Annotated in this window: 1 protein-coding gene; it reads right to left on the bottom strand. The window is 61.2% G+C overall.

Features of this window, described 5'->3' with window-relative positions; translation table 11 throughout:
- Positions 1 to 1,163: carbohydrate porin (locus tag CWM61_RS28535; RefSeq protein WP_100632276.1), on the bottom strand; the 1,163-nt coding region annotated here is incomplete at both ends.

The raw sequence follows: 1,163 nt of genomic DNA, 5'->3' as shown, positions 1-1,163 counted from the left end.
CGCAGCATCGGGCGGAACTCCGGCCCCATGCCGATGGCGATGTTCTGCGACAGCGTCAGCTTCCAGCCGTGGTTATCCCCGCCCTGGTCGTAATCCACGCGCTGGTAGCCCGCTTCCAGCCAGGTGGAGTGCACGTCGTTCCAGAAATACATCGGCCGGACGATGGCGCCGTAGTTTTTACGGTTGTCGGTGTTGTCCTTGCCGTTGTCGTAGTCGTGGAAGGCCAGCAGGTATTCGATCTGCGCCTGCTGGGTGAACTTATGGCTGCCCTCGAAGCTGGCGTAGACCGTGGTCAGGTCGTCGGTCTTGTTGTAGACGCTATTATCCGAGTTGTCAGAGTAGCGCAGGATCACCTTGTTCACCCCGCTGTCGTTGGTGTGGCTCAGCACCAGGCCGCCCTGCCAGGCTTCGAGGCGCGCGTCGCTGTCCACCGCCTTCGAGTCAAAGCCGTAGTTGGCGTACACCTCGACGTCGATCGGCCCGGCCTTGATGTTGTGGGTTTTGGTGGTCAGCGCGTAGTGGCCGTTGTCGCCGGTATCGGAGCTGCCGGTACAGGTGATACGCGACGGGTTGGTCTCGTCGGCCATCACTTCCGGGCTACAGGATTTCACCTGCGAGACCGTCGCCACGTCAAACTGCACGCCGCCGATATCAAAGTTCTTCACCCCGGCGCCCTGGCCGTCGTGGTTCATCCAGAAGTAGTCGTTGATCCCCTGTTGCGGACGCTGGTGGAAGTCGCGGCCGGCCCAGAGATAGGCGTTGGGGTTGGATTCCAGCACGTTGGTGACGCCGACGTAGGCCTTCTTCAGGTTAACTTCGTCGCTCCAGTGGTCGAACATCACGTTGAGATCCCAGATAGCCCCCTGCGCGCTTTTGAAGGCCTTGCTGATCTGGAATTCGCCGCCGTTGCTTTCGTTGCCCAGACGGCCGATCGCCGAGGCGCCGTTATAGGAGCCGTCGACGCCGACATATTTCTGGTCGCCGGTCTGGAAGTGGGCGCCATAGCGGGCATAGCCGCTGAACTTGAGGCCGAACGGAATGGCCATATCCGGCGAGGCGGCGGTGGTCTGCGGGTTAGTGATCACGTCGACCTTTTTGTTGGCCGCGGCGTCGATTTTCGCCTGGCGGTCGGCCAGCGCTTTATCAACGGCTTTGGCAACGAT

The sequence above is a fragment of the Klebsiella sp. K-Nf6 genome (assembly GCF_002806655.1).
In the GTDB taxonomy this organism is placed as follows: domain Bacteria; phylum Pseudomonadota; class Gammaproteobacteria; order Enterobacterales; family Enterobacteriaceae; genus Klebsiella; species Klebsiella variicola.
This window is presented reverse-complemented; position numbering and strand designations above follow the sequence as displayed.